This window comes from Streptomyces malachitofuscus (assembly GCF_055571035.1).
The window spans coordinates 17,281-37,207 of sequence record NZ_JBVIGA010000014.1; the positions used below are offsets into that span (position 1 = coordinate 17,281).

Below are 19,927 nucleotides of genomic sequence, written 5' to 3' on the forward strand. Positions count from 1 at the left end.
TGCTGGTGAAGGTCCTTCCTGGTGCGGTCAGCTGAGACCGACTCAGATGTCGAGGAAGCGGACGTCCTTGGCGTTGCGCTGGATAAAGGCGCGGCGGGCCTCGACGTCCTCACCCATCAGGACCGAGAACAGGTCGTCGGCCTGCGCGGCGTCGTCGAGGGTGACCTGGCCGAGGACGCGGTGCTCCTGGTCCATCGTGGTGATGCGCAGTTCCTCGGCGTTCATCTCGCCGAGACCCTTGAAGCGCTGGACGGAGTCCTCACGGATGCGCTTGCCGGCCTGACGGCCCATCTCGATCAGCGCGTCGCGCTCGCGGTCGGAGTACGCGTACTCGAAGTCGTCCCTGCCCCACTTGATCTTGTAGAGCGGGGGACGGGAGAGGAACACGTGCCCGGCCTCGACCAGCGGCCGCATGAAGCGGAAGAGGAACGTCAGCAGCAGGGTGTTGATGTGCTGGCCGTCGACGTCGGCGTCCGCCATCAGGATGATCTTGTGATAGCGGAGCTTCTCGATGTCGAAGTCCTCGTGCACCCCGGTGCCGAACGCGGAGATCATCGCCTGGATCTCCTGGTTCTGCAGGATCCGGTCGATGCGCGCCTTCTCGACATTGAGGATCTTGCCGCGGATCGGCAGGATCGCCTGGTACTGGGGGTTCCGGCCGGACTTGGCCGAACCGCCGGCGGAGTCGCCCTCGACGATGAAGATCTCGCACTTGGTGGGGTCGTTCGACTGGCAGTCGGACAGCTTGCCGGGCAGGGACGCCGACTCCAGCAGCCCCTTGCGCCGGGTCAGGTCACGCGCCTTGCGGGCCGCCACGCGCGCGGTGGCCGCCGCGATGCCCTTGCGGATGATGTCCGCGGCCTCGTTGGGGTTGCGGTCCAGCCAGTCGTTGAGGTGCTCGTAGACGACCTTCTGCACGAAGGTCTTCACCTCGGTGTTGCCCAGCTTGGTCTTGGTCTGGCCCTCGAACTGGGGCTCGCTCAGCTTGACCGAGATGATCGCGGTCAGACCCTCGCGGATGTCGTCACCCGTGAGGTTGTCGTCCTTGTCGCGCAGCAGCTTCTTGTCCCGCGCGTACTTGTTGATCAGCGAGGTGAGCGCCGCGCGGAAGCCCTCTTCGTGCGTACCGCCCTCGTGGGTGTGGATGATGTTGGCGAAGGAGTACACGCCCTCCGTGTAGCCGCCGTTCCACTGCATGGCGACCTCGAGGGACAGGTGCCTGTCCTTGTCCTCGGCCTCCAGGTCGATCACGGTGGGGTGCACCACGTCTCCCTTGCGGGAGTTGAGGTACTTCACGAAGTCGACGATGCCGCCCTCGTAGTGGTACGAGACGGCCTTGACCTCGTGCTTCTCGTCCTCGCCCGCCTCGTCCGCACCGGCGGTGGCCTTGGCCGACTCGCGCTCGTCGGTGAGGTTGATCCGCAGGCCCTTGTTGAGGAACGCCATCTCCTGGAAGCGCCGGGAGAGCGTCTCGAAGGAGTAGTCGGTGGTCTCGAAGATGTCGCCGTCGGCCCAGAAGGTGACCGACGTCCCGGTCTCCTCGGTGGCCTCGTGCTTGGCAAGGGGCGCGGTGGGGACACCCAGCTTGTAGTCCTGCGTCCAGCGGTGGCCGTCGGTCTTGACCTCGACGGCGACCCGCGTCGACAGCGCGTTGACCACGGAGACGCCCACGCCGTGCAGACCGCCGGAGACCGCGTAGCCGCCGCCGCCGAACTTGCCGCCCGCGTGCAGCACGGTCAGTACGACCTCGACGGCGGGCTTGCCCTCGGAGGGGACGATGCCCACCGGGATGCCGCGGCCGTTGTCGACGACGCGCACGCCGCCGTCCGCCAGGATCGTGACGTCAATGGTGTCCGCATGGCCGGCCAGCGCCTCGTCGACCGAGTTGTCGACGACCTCCTGCACCAGGTGGTGCAGTCCCCGCTCGCCGGTCGACCCGATGTACATACCGGGTCGCTTGCGGACCGCGTCCAGGCCCTCGAGGACGGTGATGGCTGTCGCGTCGTACGACGTGCCGGCGTCGCCGGCCGGGGTGCTCGCCGCCTCACTGACGCCGGTGTCGGTGGACGGGATGTTCTCGTTGGGGTTGCCGGAATCGGCCACGAAGCGCCCTTTCTGGCACAGCACGAGCCGGGCTCGTCGGCAGGTTGCCGGAGCGGCTGCGGCATGTTGCGTTGGTAAGCCTTGATCAGCGTTGCTCAGCTTTTCCCGGGCGGTCCCCACGATCGGGGCGGGATTGTCTTCCATTCTACCGGTAGCGCTGACATCGATGGGGGTTTGCGGGCACCTGAGTCCGCATGTGCCGCCCTCAACCGGTCTCGTCCGACTCCCGATATGCGGATGGGGGCTCCAGGAGCCCCACGACGGCACTCAGCGCTTCCGGCCGTCAACCCTTTGCTACTTAGGAGTCAGGTGGCGATTCGCAACCGTGTGCGGCCGGAGGGCGAAACGGGTACCGGCGGTACGAACGCACCGTTGAGAAGCCCTGATGTGATGTCAGTCACGTGTGGCGTGAGGGGTCGAAAAGGCCGCCCGGTCACCCGTACGTGTCACCGGGTCCGGTGCTTCCGGGGGCCCGCAGGGGCCCGAAGCGACGGGCGGGACCGGTGGGGCCGACGACCTTGATCAGCCGCACCGTGCCGTGTCCCAGGTCCTCGTTCAGCCGCGCCACGAGGGTCGGCGCGAGCAGCCGCAGATTGGTCGCCCAGGCCGTTGAGTCACAGCGCACGACCAGCACCCGCTCGTCCTCGTCGTAGCGCTCCGGCTCGCAGTGCTTGGCCACGTCCTCGCCGACGATCTCGGGCCAGCGCCCCATCACCCCGCCCACCGCGGCCGGGGCCTCCCAGCCGCGTTCGGTGAGCAGCCGGTTGATCGCCGCCCCGAGCGCCATCGGGTCGCGCCGGTCGGCGCGCGCGCCGGAGCGCAGTCCGCCGCGCCGCGCCTGCTTCTTCTGCTGTGCCGCGTCTCCCCGCGCGCGTGCCGCCTCCCTGGCCGCGCGCAACGCCACGCGCGCCAGGTCGACACCGGAGGGCTCGGGAGCCCTTCCGGCCCCGCCCGCGGGTGGCTGCTGCCCGCTCATACGCGCTCCACCGTCCCCTCGGCCACGGCGAACCGCGTACCCGCCAGCACATGAGGTACGTCGTCGTCCACGGCGGCGGTCACCAGCACCTGCTCACCGGGCGCGACCAGCTCGGCCAGACGCTCCCGGCGGCGCGTGTCCAGCTCGGCGAAGACGTCGTCCAGCACCAGCACCGGCTCATTGCCCTCGGCGCGCAGCAGGTCGTACGAGGCCAGACGCAGCGCCAGCGCGTAGGACCAGGACTCGCCGTGCGAGGCGTACCCCTTGGCGGGCAGCTGGCCCAGCTTGAGGAGCACGTCGTCCCGGTGCGGGCCGACCAGGGTGACGCCCCGCTCGATCTCCTGCTTGCGGGCCTCCGCGAGGGCGGACATCAGCTGCTCGAACAGGTCCTCGCGCGTATGGGCCTCGCCGGGCGCGGACGGCTTGTACTCCAGCGCCACCGGTCCGCCGCCGGGTGCCAGCTGCTCATATGCCTTGTCGGCCAGCGGCTGCATCGCGGCGATCAGGTCCAGACGCTGCGCCAGGAGCTCGGCGCCCGCACGGGCAAGGTGCTGGTCCCAGACGTCGAGCGTGGACAGGTCCAGAGTGCGCCCGCCGTGCCGGCGGGCCAGCGCGGCCGACTTCAGCAGGGTGTTGCGCTGCTTGAGCACGCGGTCGTAGTCGGAGCGGACACCGGCCATGCGCGGCGCCCGCGCGGTGATCAGCTCGTCCAGGAAACGGCGCCGCTCACCGGGATCGCCCTTGACCAGGGACAGGTCCTCGGGCGCGAACAGCACGGTCCGTACGATCCCCAGCACGTCCCGGGGCCTCACCTGCGAGGACCTGTTGATGCGGGCGCGGTTGGCGCGGCCCGGGTTGAGCTCCATCTCGACCAGCTGCTGACGCTCGCCCTGGCGGACCTGGGCCCGGATGACCGCGCGGTCGGCCCCCATGCGGACCAGCGGGGCATCGGAGGAAACCCGGTGGCTGCCGAGGGTGGCGAGGTAGCCGATCGCCTCGACGAGGTTCGTCTTGCCCTGCCCGTTGGGGCCGACGAAGGCCGTCACCCCCGGGTCGAGCGGGACCTCGACCCGGGGGTAGGAGCGGAAGTCGGCCAGCGACAGATGCGTGACGTGCATGGTCGTTTCGCCGACCTCCCCCGGCGTTGTGGACCGCCGTGCGGTCCTGTGGTTGCTTACGTGCTCTGTGGACTACTTCTTCTCGACCGCGTGGCCGCCGAACTGGTTGCGCAGCGCCGCGATCATCTTCATCTGCGGCGAGTCCTCCTGACGGGAGGCGAACCGCGCGAACAGCGAGGCCGTGATCGCCGGCAGCGGGACCGCGTGGTCGATCGCGGCCTCCACCGTCCAGCGTCCCTCACCGGAGTCCTGTGCATAACCCCGGAGGCCTTCCAGATGCTCATCCTCGTCGAGGGCGTCGACCGCGAGGTCCAGCAGCCAGGAGCGGATGACGGTGCCCTCCTGCCAGGAGCGGAACACCTCCCGGACGTCGGTCACCGAGTCGACCTTCTCGAGCAGCTCCCAGCCCTCGGCGTAGGCCTGCATCATGGCGTACTCGATGCCGTTGTGGACCATCTTCGCGAAGTGCCCCGCGCCGACCTTGCCGGCGTGCACCGAACCGAAGTCGCCCGCCGGCTTGAGGGCGTCGAATATCGGCTGCACCTTGGCGACGTTCTCCTTGTCGCCGCCGTACATCAGCGCGTAGCCGTTCTCCAGGCCCCAGACGCCGCCGGAGACGCCGCAGTCGACGAAGCCGATGCCCTTGGCCGCCAGCTCCTCGGCGTGCTTCTCGTCGTCCGTCCAGCGGGAGTTGCCGCCGTCGACGACGACGTCGCCCGGCTCGAGGAGCCCGGCGAGCTCGTCGATCGTGGACTGGGTCGGCTCACCGGCCGGGACCATCACCCACACCACACGCGGGCCGCTGAGCTTGTCCACAAGCTCCCGCAGGCTGTGCACATCGGCGAGGTCCGGGTTGCGGTCGTATCCGTGGACGGTGTGGCCTGCGCGGCGGATCCGCTCGCGCATGTTGCCGCCCATCTTGCCGAGGCCGACGAGACCGAGCTCCATCAGTTGTGTTCCTTAGGTGTGCGACGTGGCGTGACGGCACGTACGTGCCGGCGTCCGAGCCTAAACCCGGACGCTCGCGCACATCTGTGGGCATACGCGCTCACACGCATCGCCTCTCACCTGCGGCTTTCCGCGCACAGATGATCGGCGGCCGAGGACCTCAGCCGCTGAGCCGCACCGGCATGATCAGGTACTTGTAGGCCTCGTCCGCCTCCGCGTCCACCGCCGGGCGGCCGCTGAGCAGCGCGGGCTTGGTGGACGTGGTGAACGACAGCTGGGCCACCGGGGAGTCGATGGCGCTCAGGCCGTCCAGCAGGAACGTGGGGTTGAAGGCGATCGAGATGTCATCGCCCTCCAGCTGGGCGTCGACCCTTTCCACAGCCTGTGCGTCGTCGCTGGAACCGGCCTCCAGGATGAGCACGCCCTGCTCGAAGCTCAGACGCACCGGGGTGTTGCGCTCGGCGACCAGGGCCACGCGCTTGACGGCCTCCACGAAGGGGGCGGTCTCGATCACGGCGACGCTGTTGAACTCGGTCGGGAACAGCGTGCGGTACTTCGGCAGGTCGCCCTCCAGGAGCCGCGTGGTGGTACGGCGGCCGGCACCCTCGAAGCCGATCAGGCCCTCGCCCGCACCCGAGCCGGACAGTGCCAGGATGACCTGGTCACCACTGGTCAGCGCCTTGGCGGTGTCCTGGAGCGTCTTGGCGGGCACCAGGGCGACCGCGGAGACCTCCGGGTTCTCCGGCTTCCACAGGAACTCGCGGACCGCGAAGCGGTAGCGGTCGGTGGAGGCGAGCGTGACGGTGTCGCCCTCGATCTCGATGCGCACACCCGTGAGGACGGGCAGCGTGTCGTCACGGCCGGCCGCGATGGCGACCTGCTGGACGGCGGAGGCGAAGACCTCGCCCGGGACCGTGCCTGTCGCGTTCGGCATCTGCGGCAGGGCCGGGTACTCCTCCACAGGCAGTGTGTGGAGGGTGAACCGCGAGGAGCCGCACACCACCGTCGCCCGTACACCGTCTGTGGAAATCTCCACCGGCCGGTTGGGGAGGGCCTTGGAGATGTCGGCCAGCAGCCGGCCGGAGACCAGGACTGTGCCCTCCTCCTCGACCTCCGCGTCCACCGAGACCCGCGCGGAGACCTCGTAGTCGAAGCTCGACAGGCTCAGCTGGCCGTTCTCGGCCTTCAGCAGCAGGCCGGCGAGGACAGGGGCCGGCGGACGGGCCGGGAGGCTGCGCGCCGCCCAGGCCACTGCCTCCGCGAGTACGTCGCGTTCCACCCGGATCTTCACTGTTGCCGCCTCCTGCTGTTGCCGGCGCTTCTCGCCCTGCCTGGCTTCGTCGTCTGACTCGGTGTCGTCGGCCCCTGTGAGGGGAAGGACACCGGGGACCAGTCTGACGCACCGCACTGACAGTAGGTGCCCCTCGGGGTCAAGTCGTGACGAGTGGCAGTCGGGGGCGAGACGGTGAGTTGTGCACAGGACCCCCTTCGAAACGAATTCCTCGCTCTCTCTGGTTGGGAGTAGTAGTAGGGCCTGTGGATACCGTGGATAACCCTGTTTTCCCAGCTCAGCGCGGGTTTTTTGTCCACGGGCCCTGTGGGTGGGGCCGGTGGACAACCAGGCGTATCTGTGGAGAACAGAAAGTTCTGCACACACCGTGCACAGGCGGGGGCCAGTTCTCCCCAGCTCCGTCCCCAGCTTCGCGGGCCTTTCCCACAGCCCCCTGCCGCAGCTTGATGTGACGCCTTTCACTCGCCCCGGTGAGAGGGCGTGTCGCGTTGCCGAACAGTGGACAGTCATGTGGAGAAGCGGCGGATCACTGGGGACAACCGGCCTCAGCCTGTGGGTTGCCCGTGGACAACTTGGTGCACAGGTTGTGGATCACGGCTTCGTCCACAGTCTGTGGAGATCGTTCGTCCACGAATCCACAGGCGGTTGACCTGGCCCTATGGGTTCTCCGCAGCCCTTGCTGTGGACAAGATCGGGACAACTTCCCGGTCCCCAGGATGTGGACGGGAAAAAGTCACCGAATCTGTGGAGGGCGGCCGTAACCCGGCTCCGGAATCGAACAGCGCCCGGCGCCCGGCGTACGAAGAAGGGCGCCTCCGGATCCCTCCGGAGGCGCCCTCGTCCGTCCTGCGGGCCGTCAGCCGGCCTTGATGCGGTTGGTGAGCTCCGTGACCTGGTTGTAGATGGAGCGCCGCTCGGCCATCAGATTGCGGATCTTCCGGTCGGCGTGCATCACCGTCGTGTGGTCGCGTCCGCCGAACAACGCGCCGATCTTCGGCAGCGAGAGGTCGGTCAGCTCCCGGCACAGGTACATGGCGATCTGCCGCGCCGTCACCAGCGCGCGCCCTCGCGAGGTTCCGCACAGGTCCTCGACCGTCAGCCCGAAGTAGTCGGCTGTCGCCCCCATGATGGCGGTGGAGGTGATCTCCGGAGCGGAGTCGTCGCCCCCGGGCATCAGGTCCTTCAGCACGATCTCCGTCAGCCCCAGGTCCACCGGCTGCCGGTTGAGCGAGGCGAACGCCGTCACCCGGATCAGCGCGCCCTCGAGCTCACGGATGTTCCGCGAGATCCGGGACGCGATGAACTCCAGGACCTCCGGAGGGGCGTTGAGCTGCTCCTGGACCGCCTTCTTGCGCAGGATCGCGATGCGCGTTTCGAGCTCCGGCGGCTGGACGTCCGTGATCAGGCCCCACTCGAAACGGTTCCGCAGCCGGTCCTCCAGGGTGACCAGCTGCTTGGGTGGCCGGTCGCTGGACAGCACGATCTGCTTGTTGGCGTTGTGGAGCGTGTTGAAGGTGTGGAAGAACTCCTCCTGCGTCGACTCCTTGTCCGCCAGGAACTGGATGTCGTCGACGAGCAGGATGTCCATCTCGCGGTAGCGCTTGCGGAAACTGTCGCCCTTGCCGTCACGGATGGAGTTGATGAACTCGTTGGTGAACTCCTCCGAGCTCACGTACCGCACGCGCGTGCCCGGGTAGAGGCTCCGCGCATAGTGTCCGATCGCGTGCAGCAGATGCGTTTTGCCGAGGCCCGACTCCCCGTAGATGAACAGGGGGTTGTACGCCTTCGCCGGTGCCTCTGCGACGGCTACCGCGGCCGCGTGCGCGAATCGGTTGGAGGCGCCGATGACGAACGTGTCGAACAGGTACTTCGGGTTCAGCCGGGCGGTCGGCTCACCGGGACCGGGTGCCGGGGCCGGCTGCGCCGCGAGAGGCCCGGGCGCCCCGGTGGTGGGCAGGTTCGGGCCCACGGGGCCGCCGCGGTGGACGTGACCCGAGCCGGCGGGCGGTTCGGGCAGGTCGCGGCGCCGGGCGTCGCGCTGGTCGTAGTCGCCGCGCGCCGCGTCGTAGTCGGAGCGCTGCTGGTCGTAGGACGGCCGCTCCATCGGCTGCGGGCGGTAGTCCTGCGCCGGCGAGCCGCCGTAGCCGTCCTGTGAGCCGTAAGTGTCCTGGCTGCCGTAGGCGTCCTGTGAGCCGTATGTGTCCTGCGGTGGCGAGGCGTACGGGTCCCGGTCGGGGAAGCCGAGGCGCTGCTGCTGCCAGCCGTACTCCTCCTGCGACGGCCGCGGCCACGCCCCGGGCTCCGGGCGCTGGTACTCCGAGGGGTAGGCGGGGCGTGCGGTGGGGAGCTGGTCACCGGACGGGCCGGGCTGCCGGTCGCCCCGGCGCCGGCCGTATCCCTCGTACCCCTCGTACCCCTCGTACGACTCACGGTCCTGGCGGTCCGGCCTCTCGCGGTGATCGGAGGAGCGGTCGGGACGGTCGGTGCGTTCCTGGCGGACGGCGGGGAGCTCCGGCTCCTCGTACCGCGGCTGTGGGCGGGGTGCCGGCGGGGCCGGAGGTTCGCCGGCGGTCTCGTCGACGGTGATCGCGATCCGGATGGGGCGGCCGCACTCGCGGGTCAGGGTCTCGCTGACGATGGGGGCCAGCCGGCCCTCGAGGACACCCTTGGCGAACTCGTTCGGTACGGCGAGCAGTGCGGTGTCGGCGACCAGGGCCAGCGGCTGGCAGCGTCGGATCCAGTGCTCGTCCTTGCCCTCGACCCCTTGTCCGCGGCCCTCGCCGAGTAGCTGTTCCAGTACGCGTGGCCACACTGCGGCAAGATCGGCAGGTACGTCAGCCACAGGGCACGCTCTCTCACAGGTCCCTCGATCGTGTGATGCGAAGGACGGGTCGGGATGTAAATCGGGTGGTGGAGGGTCAAGGGAACGAATCGGAGTCCAGTCACGGTAGTCAGCGCGGCCGGTACGGTTCAAGTTGTTGTCCCCAGGCTGTGGACAAGTGTCTCCTGGCGACCGTTGGTTTGACCGAATGACGCAGCCGCGCGTACCGTAACGAGGTCGAGTTGTCGATGGCTGCTGCCGCCTGCCTCCGATGGGCACAGATCGCTCAAGGTGATCGGTCAGCGGTGCACTGGGGCGTAACGCGAGCTACTCGTGGGCGCACGGTGACAGCCAGGACGGCACCCCGCAAGAACCGATCTCTTCTGGAGCCCCCGAGTGAGCAAGCGCACCTTCCAGCCGAACAACCGTCGCCGCGCCAAGACCCACGGCTTCCGGCTGCGTATGCGCACCCGTGCCGGCCGCGCGATTCTCGCGTCCCGCCGCAGCAAGGGTCGCGCCCGTCTGTCCGCCTGATCCCGGTCAGGTCATGACGTCGTGCTGCCCACCGAGAACCGGCTGAGGCGGCGCGAGGACTTCGCGACCGCGGTACGACGAGGGCGCCGGGCCGGGCGCCAGCATCTCGTCGTCCACCTTCGTAGCGGTGCAACGGACCCGCATGCGCCTGGGGAGAGCGCTCCCCCGTCGCGTGCGGGTTTCGTCGTGAGCAAGGCCGTGGGCGGCGCGGTGGTGCGCAACAAGGTGAAGCGCAGGCTTCGCCACCTGATGCGCGAGCGAGTCGACCGGCTGCCCCCCGGTAGCCTGGTAGTCGTACGAGCGCTGCCCGGTGCGGGCGACGCCGACCATGCACAGCTGGCCCGAGACCTGGATGCCGCCCTGCAGCGGCTGCTGGGAGGGGGCGCGCGATGAAGTACCCGCTGCTGGCTCTGATCAAGCTCTACCAGTGGACGATCAGTCCACTGCTGGGGCCGGTGTGCAAGTACTACCCGTCGTGTTCCCACTACGGCTACACGGCCATCGACCGGCACGGTGCCCTCAAGGGCACCGCACTCACGGCCTGGCGCATCCTGCGGTGCAATCCGTGGTCGCTGGGCGGTGTGGACCATGTCCCGCCGCGCAAGCGTCCGCGGTGGCACGAAATGCTGCGTAACGCCTGGCGTGCACGCAAGGGCGGGACCTCCGCCGCCGAACCGGCCACCGAAGGACAGGCTTCTCCCACAAGTCCGACGAGTCCTTCGAGCCCGGCCGCAGAGACCTCGTCCCATGCCCAAGGAGCATGATTAGTGGACACGATTGCCAGCCTCTTCAGCTTCATCACGACACCTGTCTCCTGGGTCATCGTCCAGTTCCACAGCGTGTACGGCGCCATCTTCGGCCCTGACACAGGATGGGCCTGGGGCCTGTCCATCGTGTCCCTGGTGATCCTGATCCGTATCTGCCTGATCCCGCTCTTCGTGAAGCAGATCAAGGCGACACGCGCGATGCAGACGCTCCAGCCGGAGATGAAGAAGATCCAGGAGCGCTACAAGAACGACCGGCAGCGCCAGTCCGAAGAGATGATGAAGCTCTACAAGGAGACGGGTACCAACCCGCTCTCCTCGTGTCTTCCCATCCTGGCCCAGTCGCCGTTCTTCTTCGCCCTGTACCACGTGCTCAACAGCATCGCGTCGAACGACACCATCGGCGTGATCAACGAGCGTCTGCTGGAGAGCGCGCAGAAGGCTCACATCTTCGGTGCCCCGCTCGCGGCGAAGTTCACGGACAGCTCGGAAAAGGTCGAGGCGCTCAACTCCTCCCTGACCGACGTCCGCGTCGTCACGGCGATCATGATCGTGCTGATGTCGCTGTCGCAGTTCTACACGCAGCGCCAGCTGATGACGAAGAACGTCGACACCTCGGTGAAGACGCCGTTCATGCAGCAGCAGAAGATGCTGATGTACGTCTTCCCCGTCATCTTCGCGGTCTTCGGCATCAACTTCCCGGTCGGTGTTCTCGTCTACTGGCTGACCACCAACGTGTGGACCATGGGCCAGCAGATGTACGTCATCCACAACAACCCCACGCCGGGCTCCAAGGCTCAGGCCGCCTACCTGGAACGCCTGTCCAAGCACGTCACCCGGCACGGCAAGACCCGCAATCGCCGTGAGCGCGCCATCGTCAAGGCCATCGTCGCCAAGGGCCGGGACCGCAACGAGTACGAGCGCAAGTTCATCAACGGCCTCAACAAGGCGGGTCTCGCAGCTCAGACCGACGGCGCGGTGATCAAGAGCGAGAGCTCGGCCGCGGCCCAGGCCGAGGACGGCACGCCGACCAGCACCGGTGCCGCTCCCAAGCGCCAGCAGCCCAAGAGGCAGAGCAAGTCCCAGCGCCAGTCCGGGGCGGCCAAGGCGGCGGGTGAGCCCACCTCGCTGACCAAGTCCGACGAGCCCCAGGACGCCAAGCCCGCCTCCGCCGCCAAGAAGGGCAACGCCAAGCCCGCCGGCAGTACCCGCAGCAAGGCCCAGTCCGGACAGCGCAAGGGTCCGCAGCGGCCCAAGTCCCCGTCCAAGAAGTAAGAAGGAGTCCATCCCGTGACGGAAGGCACCACCGCCGCTGCTGCCGAGGGCGCAGACACCCTGACCCGCCTGGAGCAGGAGGGCGAGATCGCGGCGGACTACCTGGAGGGTCTGCTCGACATCGCCGATCTCGACGGCGACATCGACATGGACGTCGAGGCCGACCGCGCCTCAGTCTCGATCATCAGCGACACGGGCAGCCGTGACCTGCAGAAGCTGGTGGGCCGTGACGGTGAGGTGCTGGAAGCGCTTCAGGAGCTGACGCGTCTGGCCGTGCACCGGGAGACCGGGGACCGTAGCCGCCTCATGCTCGACATCGCGGGCTTCCGGGCCAGGAAGCGGACCGAGCTGTCCGAGATCGGCGCGAAGGCCGCCGCCGAGGCCAAGAGCAGTGGCCGGCCCGTGAAGCTCGACCCGATGACGCCGTTCGAGCGCAAGGTCGTGCACGACGCGGTCAAGGCGGCCGGCCTCCGCAGCGAGTCCGAGGGCGAGGAGCCGCAGCGCTTCGTCGTCGTGCTTCCCGCCTGATCGGCCCCCACTTCACCGGCCCCGTCTGTTGCGCAGACGGGGCCGAACTTTGTCAGCCTGATAGTTCTGGTTCTGGTGTCGGCGCCCTGTGCCGGCACGGTACGGAAGGACGGTCCCCCGTGACGGAGGCAGCGGAGCTTCCCCCTGCGCCCGAGCAGGCCCGCGAGGTGTTCGGTGATCGCTTCGCGGACGCGGTCCGCTACGCGGAGCTGCTTGCCGAGGCGGGCGTGCAGCGCGGCCTGATCGGTCCGCGCGAGGTACCCCGCCTGTGGGAGCGGCATCTGCTGAACTGTGCGGTGCTCTCGGAGGTCGTACCCGAGGGGGTGACGGTGTGCGATGTCGGCTCCGGGGCAGGTCTGCCGGGCATCCCTCTGGCGCTGGTCCGTGAGGACCTCAAGATCACTCTGCTGGAGCCGCTGTTGCGGCGCACCAACTTTCTGACCGAGGTAGTGGAGCTGCTCGGCCTGGATCATGTGACGGTTGTACGCGGCCGTGCCGAGGAGGTCATGGGGAAGCTGCCGTCGGTACACGTGGTGACCGCTCGTGCCGTGGCTCCGCTCGACCGTCTCGCCACCTGGGGGATCCCTCTTCTGCGGCCATACGGCGAGATGCTCGCACTCAAGGGTGACGCTGCCGAGGAGGAGCTGAAGAGCGCATCCACGGCACTGAGCAAGCTCGGCGCCGTGGCGACATCGATCGTGCATGTGGGCGAGGGGGTCGTGGACCCTCTGTCCACCGTGGTGCGTGTCGAGGTCGGTGAGAGTCCTGGTGGTGTGAGGTTCGCCGCGAAGCGTGCGAAGGCGGCCCGCACGGGACGGGCCCGCCGACGGCGCGGATAGCGAGCGGTGCGGGTCCGACGAGGGGCAGTCCGGTGAAAGCATGGCCTGCCCTGAGGGCCAGACGTACTCCACACAAGCTGCCAAACCCATGCATGCCGGAGTGTCGCGGCAGTGCCGCCTCAGCTGCTGTGCATCGTGTTTCACGTGAAACGTCGCTCACTGCTGCACGGCATCATCAGTCGGGGCCGCGCTGCGGCCGAACCCCGTGACCGGAAACCTCTCGGTTCGCTCGGAGAGGACCCCGGTCCCGATGAGACATCGGCCTCCCCGAGGGGCACGGAGTTGTCCACAGAGGTGGATTTCTCCACAGAACGTCAGGCCTCACTGGTTCACCACCCCGAAGGCATGGGAGGCTCTGTTCATTGCGAGCCTGAAGTCGAGGAGAGTGAATCCTTGCGGTCCGACGCCAACATCGCGGGACCGATGACCGACCCGGTCCCCGGTCCCCGTACCGAATCGACGGGGGCGGATGTTTCACGTGAAACACCGCCTCCGATGGACGACACTCCCATCGGTCGTGCTGCCCAACTGGCGGTGGAGGCTCTGGGCCGTGCCGGTGAGGGCCTGCCGCGGCCCGAGCAGACCCGCGTCATCGTGGTTGCCAACCAGAAGGGCGGGGTCGGCAAGACGACGACGACGGTCAACCTTGCCGCGTCACTTGCCCTGCATGGTGCCCGTGTCCTGGTGATCGACCTTGACCCTCAGGGAAACGCGTCCACAGCCCTGGGGATCGACCATCACGCTGAAGTTCCCTCCATCTACGACGTATTGGTGGAGAGCAAACCACTGGCAGAGGTCGTCCAGCCGGTCCCCGATGTCGAGGGACTCTTCTGCGCACCCGCCACCATCGATCTCGCCGGTGCGGAGATCGAGCTGGTGTCACTGGTGGCGCGGGAGAGCCGGCTGCAGCGGGCCATCCAGGCCTACGAACAGCCGCTGGACTACATCCTCATCGACTGCCCGCCCTCACTCGGCCTGCTCACGGTCAACGCCCTGGTGGCCGGCCAGGAGGTCCTGATTCCCATCCAGTGCGAGTACTACGCGCTGGAGGGTCTGGGGCAGCTGCTGCGCAATGTCGACCTGGTGCGGGGACACCTCAACCCTGCCCTGCACGTATCGACGATCCTGCTCACCATGTACGACGGCCGGACGCGGCTCGCGTCCCAGGTCGCCGACGAGGTGCGCACCCACTTCGGTGATGAGGTCCTGCGGACCAGCATCCCTCGGTCCGTCCGTATCTCGGAGGCTCCTAGCTACGGGCAGACGGTATTGACCTACGATCCTGGATCGAGCGGTGCCCTCTCCTATTTCGAGGCGGCACGAGAGATCGCGCTGCGCGGTGTCGGCGTGAGGTATGACGCAGCGCAGGCGCACATCGGCGCACAGCAGAATGATCCGAGCATGGTGGAGGGCGTCCAGTGAGTGATCGACGGAGAGGGCTGGGCCGTGGTCTCGGTGCTCTGATCCCTGCTGCCCCGACTGAGAAGACGGTGCCGCCGGCCTCGCTGGGGGGCACGGCTTCCACGTCTCCTGCGGCGGTCCCGGTGCTGCCGAACGAGCGTGGGGTGGCCGCAGCGAAGGTGGCGACGCTGCCCCCTGTTTCACGTGAAACAGAGGAGTCCTCGGCGATGGGTGCCGCGGCCGTGCCAGCTCCGCCCATGGGTGCTCACTTCGCCGAAATTCCCCTCGACGCCATCACGCCGAACCCGCGGCAGCCGCGCGAGGTGTTCGACGAGGATGCTCTGTCCGAGCTCATCACCTCCATCAAGGAGGTCGGTCTCCTCCAGCCCGTGGTCGTACGGCAGGTGGGGCCTGGGCGCTACGAGCTCATCATGGGTGAACGGCGGTGGCGGGCCTGTCACGAGGCGGGGCTGGAGGCCATCCCTGCCATCGTGCGGGCGACGGACGACGAGAAGCTCCTCCTGGACGCGCTGCTGGAGAACCTGCACCGCGCTCAGCTGAATCCGCTGGAAGAAGCGGCCGCTTACGACCAGTTGCTGAAGGACTTCAACTGCACGCACGACCAGCTGGCGGACCGCATCGGCCGGTCTCGTCCGCAGGTGTCGAACACGTTGCGTCTGCTGAAGCTTTCTCCGACCGTTCAGCGCCGGGTTGCCGCAGGGGTGCTGTCCGCCGGACACGCACGCGCCCTGCTGTCCGTCGAGGACTCCGAGGAGCAGGACCGGTTGGCCCACCGGATCGTGGCCGAGGGCCTGTCGGTGCGTGCAGTCGAGGAGATCGTGACCCTGATGGGCTCACGGCCCCAGAAGGCTCAACGCTCCAAGGGTCCGCGTGCCGGCGCTCTGGTGTCCCCGGCACTGAGTGATCTGGCGACGCGTCTTTCGGATCGCTTCGAGACCCGGGTGAAGGTCGACCTGGGACAGAGGAAGGGCAAGATCACCGTCGAGTTCGCGTCCATGGAGGACCTGGAGCGCATCCTCGGCACACTCGCCCCGGGTGAGGGGCCCGTTCTGCAGAAGAGTCTGGTGGACGACGACTCCGTGGAGACCGAGTCCTGAGCCGTCGGCGGTCCAGCCGATCAGCTGAGGAGGGCGGTCCGTGTCCGATGTGTACCGGACACGGACCGCCCTTTGCTTTTTGGCGGTATCGGCGGAATCGCTTCATGGATACGATGCGTTCGGATATGGCGCATCCTCCCGGCAGTACCTCTGAGACCAAGGCAGGGGCCATGCGAATGACGAGCCGCACCGGATTGCTGTATGCGGGACTGGGGGTGGGCGCCGTCAGCGGCTTCGTCGGCAGCCTGCTCAGAGAACGGAGCGCCTTGACAGCCGCCCGCGAGGCAGCGGGCGAAGGAAGCGAGGAACAGCCTTCATGGGCCGTCGGCTCGTACCGCTCACGCTGGACAACCTTCAGGACCTCCCCCAGCGCTGCCGCTCGTGTGTCTTCTGGGAGCGTGACCCCGTCAGCGGCGAGGCAGCGGTAAAGGCGGGAACCGCCGCCCTCGAGAAGGAGTCGTGGATCTCAGCCGTCCTGCTGGACTGGGGATCCTGTGGAAGGGTCGTCTATGTCGACGACGTCCCCGTGGGCTTCGTTCTCTATGCCCCACCCGCCTATGTGCCCCGCTCCATGGCGTTCCCCACCAGCCCTGTGTCGCCCGATGCCGTGCAGCTGATGACAGCGTTCATCCTGCCGGGGTACCAGGGCCAGGGTCTGGGGAGAGTGATGGTGCAGACGGTGGCGAAGGACCTGCTGCGCCGCGGGTTCAAGGCGATCGAAGCCTTCGGCGATGCACGCTGGAAGGAACCGGCCTGCGTCCTACCCGCCGACCATCTCCTGGCCGTGGGATTCAAGACGGTGCGCCAGCACCCCACATACCCCCGGCTCAGGCTGGAGCTGAGGACGACACTCTCCTGGAAGGAAGACGTGGAGATGGCGCTGGACCGGCTGCTCGGAGCCGTGCAGAAGGAGCCTGCACTGCGCCCGCTCTGACGCATCGCCTAGCCGCTCCGCACTTCGTGCGAATGGGCCGGCCCACCAGGGCCGGCCCATTCGTGTTTCACGTGAAACATGTACCGCCGGAGGGCGGACAGCCGTCACTCGGCGATGAAGTCCTCGAGATCGCGAACGATCGCGGCCTTCGGCTTCGCACCGACGATGGTCTTGGCGACCTCGCCACCCTGGTACACGTTCAGGGTCGGGATGGACATGACGCCGTACTTGGCGGCCGTACCCGGGTTCTCGTCGATGTTCAGCTTGACGACCTCGATCTTGTCTCCGTACTCCGAGGCGATGGCCTCGAGGGACGGAGCGATCTGACGGCACGGGCCGCACCAGGCGGCCCAGAAGTCCACCAGGACGGGCTTGTCGCTCTTGAGGACGTCCTGCTCGAAGGAATCGTCGGTCACGTTCTTCAGGGTGCCGGCCACGGCGGGCTCCTTAACTGGTTGGTGCGTGGGGCGGGTGGGGGTCAGACAGCGGTCTTCTCGGGCTCGGGCTTCTCCTCGTCCGCGAGGGCGGCGAGGAAGCGCTCGGCGTCGAGGGCGGCGGAACAGCCTGTGCCGGCCGCGGTGATCGCCTGGCGGTAGGTGTGGTCGACCACGTCGCCGGCCGCGAAGACACCGGTGACGTTCGTGCGGGTCGACGGTGCGTCGACCTTCAGGTAGCCCTCCTCGTCCAGCTCCAGCTGACCCTTGAAGAGCTCGGTGCGCGGGTCGTGACCGATCGCGATGAACAGGCCGGTGACCGCCAGGTCGGAGAGCTCGCCGGTCTTCACGTTGCGCAGCTTCAGACCCGAGAGCTTCTGGTCGCCCTGGACCTCGGCGACCTCGCTGTCCCAGACGAACGAGATCTTCGGGTCGGCGAAGGCACGCTCCTGCATCGCCTTGGAGGCGCGCAGGGTGTCACGGCGGTGGACGATCGTCACGGACTTGGCGAAGCGGGAGAGGAAAGTGGCCTCCTCCATCGCGGTGTCGCCGCCACCGATCACGGCGATGTCCTGGTCCTTGAAGAAGAAGCCGTCACACGTTGCGCACCACGAGACACCCCGTCCCGACAGGGCGTCCTCGTTCGGCAGCCCGAGCTTGCGGTGCTGCGAGCCGGTGGCGACGATGACGGCCTTCGCCCTGTGGACTGTGCCGGCGGTGTCGGTGACGGTCTTGATCTCACCGGTCAGATCGACGGAGACCACGTCGTCCGGAACGAGCTCGGCACCGAAGCGCTCCGACTGGGCGCGCATGTTGTCCATGAGCTCGGGGCCCATGATGCCGTCCTGGAAGCCGGGGAAGTTCTCGACCTCGGTGGTGTTCATCAGCGCACCACCGGCGGTGACAGCGCCCTCGAACACCAGGGGCTTCAGCGACGCACGGGCGGTATAGAGCGCCGCCGTATAGCCGGCGGGCCCCGAGCCGATGATGATCACGTTACGGACGTCGCTCACGGCTTGTTTCCTCGTCTCTGGTCTGCGTCGTTCGACCGGGGGAGCTTCGTTGTCGGACCTCTCACCCCACCCAACGGATCCTAAGGGGCAGGCATTCCCGCCGTGACCGGGCACACGGCTACAACCCCTTGTTCGCACGGGAGGGCCCACACCGTACGGGCTACCACGCAGGGTGGGGACCCAGCGTCGATCGTCAGCGTGTGTAGGAGTGCTTCAGCAGCACCTTCGCCGTAGCGGGCGAGGACGGGTTGCTCACGCATGTCGCCTCGACGATGTACGCGGTCACGCGGGTGTCGTCCGACGTATCGGGAAGCACAACGAGAAGTGCTTGCTCTCCCCTGAAGATGCCCTGTTCGGTGGCGAGGGCGGCATCATTGCGGCCGATGCCCTCGCGGACGCACTCCGGCACCGAGGGCGCCTTGAGAACCCTGGAGTTCGCCGCTCCGGACTCCGATTCCAGTCCGAAGGTGTGCGGGGAACTGGAACCGTTGCCCTTCTCCTGGCCCCGTGCCAGAAGATCGGTGACCTGCCTCTCCAGCTTCTCCTCGGAGAAGGTGTCCGAGGCCGTCGTCCGTTGCGCGTCGTCGGGTCCCGTGTCGTCGTTCAGGGACGACAGCACCACCGATCCGAGTCCCAGCGCCGCAACGGTGAGCACGGTCCCCAGGACCGCGATCCGTCGGCGCCCGCCCGCGAGGCGGTTCTTGCGGCCCGGGCCTGTCGTGGAGGGGCGAGGACGTCCGGTCGGTCGGCTCGAAGACGTCGATGTTTCACGTGAAACATGCGCGCGGTCGGCGTCGGGCGATGTGGGAGAGGCGGCCGGGATCTCTCCGACCGTCTCGGGCTCGGGAGCGGTGGCGTGCAGCAGGGCCTCCGCGGCCAGAGCCGCGTCGATACGCCCCGCGACCTCGTCCGGCATACGGGGCGGCCCCGGTACCGCGCCGAGCAGGTCCCGGATCTCCTCGAGTGAGGCATGGACATCTGCGCAGAGTTCGCACGCCGCCAGATGCCGGCGTACATCCGTGCTCCGGGCCGACGGGAGCAGCCCCTCGGTGAGGTCGGAGATCTCCGCGACGTCCGGGTGCTCCGCCATGTCTTTCGTCGACGTCACGCTCGCCCACCTCCGCCCTTCGCTGTGGCCGGGTCATTCGATCCTTCGTCCTGCGGGTCCGGTCGCCGGGGGCCCGCTGCGGGTGGGACGGATGTCGTTGGTGTCCGGTTCCGTGTCTCCGCTCTCTTGCCCTCACCGGTGCCGTCCGGCCGTAGATGAGTGAGCAGGGGCAGGAGTCTGGCTCTGCCGCGAGCGCAGCGGCTCTTCACCGTGCCGGTGGGCACATCGAGGATGCGGGCTGCTTCCGCGACCGGGTAGCCCTGCATGTCCACGAGAACCAGCGCGGCCCGCTGATCGGGCGGGAGGGTGCCCATCGCTTCGATGAGCTGGCGGTGCAGATCGTTGCGTTCCGCGGGCGCCGAGGCGGACTCGTGGGGCTCGAGCAGCTGCTCCAGGCGCTCCGTGTCGTCGACCGGCGCGGTCTTCCGGGAGGCGGCCTTCCGGGCACGGTCCAGACACGCGTTCACGGTGATCCGGTGCAGCCACGTCGTGACGGCCGACTGGCCTCGGAAGGTGTGGGCGGCCCGGTAGGCGGAGACGAGGGCGTCCTGGACGGCGTCAGCGGCTTCCTCGCGGTCGCCCAGCGTGCGCAGCGCCACGGCCCAGAGCCGGTCGCGGTGCCGGCGCACGAGCTCCCCGAAGGCATCAGGGTCGCCCTCCACGTGGCGAGTGAGCAGCTCCTGGTCACTCGCCCCTTCGAATGCGGCGCCGTCCGCCATCGG

The 19,927-nt window shown here is 68.1% G+C and carries 19 protein-coding genes; 9 read left to right on the forward strand and 10 right to left on the reverse strand.

Features of this window, described 5'->3' with window-relative positions; translation table 11 throughout:
* Positions 1-42 precede the first annotated feature (42 nt).
* The 6 genes from gyrB to dnaA all read right to left on the reverse strand — a co-directional run bounded on the left by gyrB (position 43) and on the right by dnaA (position 9,278).
* Positions 43-2,103 carry a DNA topoisomerase (ATP-hydrolyzing) subunit B gene (gene gyrB, locus ACZ44S_RS20880; RefSeq protein ID WP_466931201.1) on the reverse strand — a complete coding sequence of 687 codons (2,061 nt, stop codon included), beginning with the start codon at positions 2,101-2,103 and terminating at the stop codon, positions 43-45.
* Positions 2,104-2,536: 433 nt separating this feature from the next.
* The gene (locus ACZ44S_RS20885; RefSeq protein WP_466931203.1) at positions 2,537-3,079 is read right to left on the reverse strand and encodes a DciA family protein; all 543 of its coding nucleotides are present in this window, start codon (positions 3,077-3,079) and stop codon (positions 2,537-2,539) included.
* Positions 3,076-4,197 (reverse strand): DNA replication/repair protein RecF, encoded by a 1,122-nt coding sequence (recF, locus tag ACZ44S_RS20890; RefSeq protein ID WP_466931205.1) that lies wholly within the window; start codon positions 4,195-4,197, stop codon positions 3,076-3,078. The genes ACZ44S_RS20885 and recF overlap by 4 nt, the downstream gene beginning before the upstream one ends.
* Before the next feature lie 72 nt (positions 4,198-4,269).
* A complete protein-coding gene (gene gnd, locus ACZ44S_RS20895; protein WP_466931207.1) occupies positions 4,270-5,145 on the reverse strand; it encodes a phosphogluconate dehydrogenase (NAD(+)-dependent, decarboxylating) in 876 nt (291 codons plus the stop codon).
* 160 nt (positions 5,146-5,305) lie between these two features.
* Complete coding sequence (gene dnaN / locus ACZ44S_RS20900; protein WP_466931209.1) at positions 5,306-6,436, reverse strand: DNA polymerase III subunit beta; 1,131 nt, start codon at positions 6,434-6,436, stop codon at positions 5,306-5,308.
* An 856-nt stretch (positions 6,437-7,292) separates the two neighbouring features.
* Positions 7,293-9,278 (reverse strand): chromosomal replication initiator protein DnaA, encoded by a 1,986-nt coding sequence (dnaA, locus tag ACZ44S_RS20905; RefSeq protein ID WP_466931211.1) that lies wholly within the window; start codon positions 9,276-9,278, stop codon positions 7,293-7,295.
* Positions 9,279-9,653: 375 nt separating this feature from the next.
* Between dnaA and rpmH the strand changes: the two genes are divergently transcribed.
* The 9 genes from rpmH to ACZ44S_RS20950 all read left to right on the forward strand — a co-directional run bounded on the left by rpmH (position 9,654) and on the right by ACZ44S_RS20950 (position 16,650).
* On the forward strand, positions 9,654-9,791 hold the full coding sequence (gene rpmH / locus ACZ44S_RS20910) for a 50S ribosomal protein L34 (RefSeq protein ID WP_003956500.1): 138 nt from the start codon (positions 9,654-9,656) through the stop codon (positions 9,789-9,791).
* 21 nt (positions 9,792-9,812) lie between these two features.
* Positions 9,813-10,184: a ribonuclease P protein component gene (rnpA, locus tag ACZ44S_RS20915; RefSeq protein WP_149547926.1), complete on the forward strand. Its 372-nt coding sequence runs from the start codon at positions 9,813-9,815 to the stop codon at positions 10,182-10,184.
* Complete coding sequence (yidD, locus tag ACZ44S_RS20920; protein ID WP_466931213.1) at positions 10,181-10,555, forward strand: membrane protein insertion efficiency factor YidD; 375 nt, start codon at positions 10,181-10,183, stop codon at positions 10,553-10,555. Before rnpA ends, yidD begins: the two co-directional genes overlap by 4 nt.
* 3 nt (positions 10,556-10,558) lie before the next feature.
* Positions 10,559-11,830, forward strand: a complete 1,272-nt coding sequence (gene yidC / locus ACZ44S_RS20925; RefSeq protein ID WP_466931215.1) for a membrane protein insertase YidC — start codon at positions 10,559-10,561, stop codon at positions 11,828-11,830.
* A gap of 15 nt (positions 11,831-11,845) precedes the next feature.
* Positions 11,846-12,358, forward strand: coding sequence for a Jag family protein (locus tag ACZ44S_RS20930; protein ID WP_125505341.1), 513 nt, complete (start codon positions 11,846-11,848; stop codon positions 12,356-12,358).
* Between the two features lie 119 nt (positions 12,359-12,477).
* A complete protein-coding gene (gene rsmG, locus ACZ44S_RS20935) occupies positions 12,478-13,197 on the forward strand; it encodes a 16S rRNA (guanine(527)-N(7))-methyltransferase RsmG (RefSeq protein ID WP_466931217.1) in 720 nt (239 codons plus the stop codon).
* 345 nt (positions 13,198-13,542) lie between these two features.
* Positions 13,543-14,619: a ParA family protein gene (locus tag ACZ44S_RS20940; RefSeq protein WP_190164822.1), complete on the forward strand. Its 1,077-nt coding sequence runs from the start codon at positions 13,543-13,545 to the stop codon at positions 14,617-14,619.
* The gene (locus tag ACZ44S_RS20945) at positions 14,616-15,716 is read left to right on the forward strand and encodes a ParB/RepB/Spo0J family partition protein (protein WP_466931219.1); all 1,101 of its coding nucleotides are present in this window, start codon (positions 14,616-14,618) and stop codon (positions 15,714-15,716) included. Before ACZ44S_RS20940 ends, ACZ44S_RS20945 begins: the two co-directional genes overlap by 4 nt.
* Before the next feature lie 316 nt (positions 15,717-16,032).
* Positions 16,033-16,650, forward strand: a complete 618-nt coding sequence (locus ACZ44S_RS20950) for a GNAT family N-acetyltransferase (protein WP_466931221.1) — start codon at positions 16,033-16,035, stop codon at positions 16,648-16,650.
* 104 nt (positions 16,651-16,754) lie between these two features.
* On the opposite strand, the gene trxA is transcribed toward ACZ44S_RS20950, so the two are convergent.
* From trxA to sigM, 4 genes are all read right to left on the reverse strand, one after another.
* Positions 16,755-17,087, reverse strand: a complete 333-nt coding sequence (gene trxA, locus ACZ44S_RS20955) for a thioredoxin (RefSeq protein WP_103545205.1) — start codon at positions 17,085-17,087, stop codon at positions 16,755-16,757.
* Between the two features lie 41 nt (positions 17,088-17,128).
* Positions 17,129-18,097: a thioredoxin-disulfide reductase gene (gene trxB / locus ACZ44S_RS20960; protein WP_466931223.1), complete on the reverse strand. Its 969-nt coding sequence runs from the start codon at positions 18,095-18,097 to the stop codon at positions 17,129-17,131.
* Between the two features lie 193 nt (positions 18,098-18,290).
* Positions 18,291-19,205 (reverse strand): anti-sigma factor family protein, encoded by a 915-nt coding sequence (locus ACZ44S_RS20965; protein WP_466931225.1) that lies wholly within the window; start codon positions 19,203-19,205, stop codon positions 18,291-18,293.
* Positions 19,202-19,924: an RNA polymerase sigma factor SigM gene (gene sigM / locus ACZ44S_RS20970; RefSeq protein ID WP_466931226.1), complete on the reverse strand. Its 723-nt coding sequence runs from the start codon at positions 19,922-19,924 to the stop codon at positions 19,202-19,204. Before sigM ends, ACZ44S_RS20965 begins: the two co-directional genes overlap by 4 nt.
* Positions 19,925-19,927 lie beyond the last annotated feature (3 nt).

What these genes read in the sequence shown, in the direction of transcription:
- ACZ44S_RS20885 (WP_466931203.1), bottom strand. Translation starts at nt 3,079, where the DNA reads ATGAGCGGGCAGCAGCCACCCGCGGGCGGGGCCGGAAGGGCTCCCGAG.
- recF (WP_466931205.1), bottom strand. Translation starts at nt 4,197, where the DNA reads ATGCACGTCACGCATCTGTCGCTGGCCGACTTCCGCTCCTACCCCCGG.
- gnd (WP_466931207.1), bottom strand. Translation starts at nt 5,145, where the DNA reads ATGGAGCTCGGTCTCGTCGGCCTCGGCAAGATGGGCGGCAACATGCGC.
- yidD (WP_466931213.1), top strand. Translation starts at nt 10,181, where the DNA reads ATGAAGTACCCGCTGCTGGCTCTGATCAAGCTCTACCAGTGGACGATC.
- ACZ44S_RS20940 (WP_190164822.1), top strand. Translation starts at nt 13,543, where the DNA reads ATGGGAGGCTCTGTTCATTGCGAGCCTGAAGTCGAGGAGAGTGAATCC.
- ACZ44S_RS20950 (WP_466931221.1), top strand. Translation starts at nt 16,033, where the DNA reads ATGGGCCGTCGGCTCGTACCGCTCACGCTGGACAACCTTCAGGACCTC.
- sigM (WP_466931226.1), bottom strand. Translation starts at nt 19,924, where the DNA reads ATGGCGGACGGCGCCGCATTCGAAGGGGCGAGTGACCAGGAGCTGCTC.